We start from the raw sequence: 620 nt of genomic DNA on the forward strand, positions 1-620 counted from the left end.
CAGGCGCTAATCGACCATCCCGATGTGCGCCACATCGTCTTTACCGGGTCCACGGCTACCGGGCGAACGGTGCTCAAGGCCGCAGCGGAGCGCATCGTACCGTGCATCATGGAACTGGGCGGCAAGTCAGCTGCGGTGGTGTATTCAGACGCCGATCTCGATGCCGTCGTGGAAGCAGTACGTATCGGAACCTATCTGAACGCCGGGCAGAACTGCAACAACCTAACAAGACTACTTGTTGAGCGTTCAATCGCAGACGAACTGTTGGAGAGAGTAAAAGTCTGCGTCGAAGGACTTTCGATTGGTCCGGGGCGAGAGAACTGTGACATCACTCCCTTGATCTCCCAAAAGCAGCGCCAAGCGGTCGAGAAAGCTTGTCACACTGCTCTTTCGCAGGGTGCACGGGTGGTGATCGGCGGAACTGCACTTTCCGAGCGGAGCGGCTATTTCATGACGGCGACGGTGTTCGCCGATGTGGCGCGAGACAGTAATCTGTTCCAGAAAGAAGTCTTCGGTCCTGTTCTTGCCGTTACCGTTTTCGACGACCCAGTGATGGGGATCGATCTCGCCAACGACACCGATCAGGGCTTGGCAGCGGGTGTTTTCACCCGAGATATCGA

Annotated in this window: 1 protein-coding gene; it reads left to right on the top strand. The window is 56.9% G+C overall.

Annotated features, from left to right (window positions below):
* The coding region (locus NKH42_RS31180) for an aldehyde dehydrogenase family protein (protein ID WP_352974847.1) at positions 1-620 on the top strand (620 nt) is incomplete at both ends.

The sequence above is a fragment of the Mesorhizobium sp. M1142 genome (genome assembly GCF_040318565.1).
GTDB lineage: Bacteria > Pseudomonadota > Alphaproteobacteria > Rhizobiales > Rhizobiaceae > Mesorhizobium.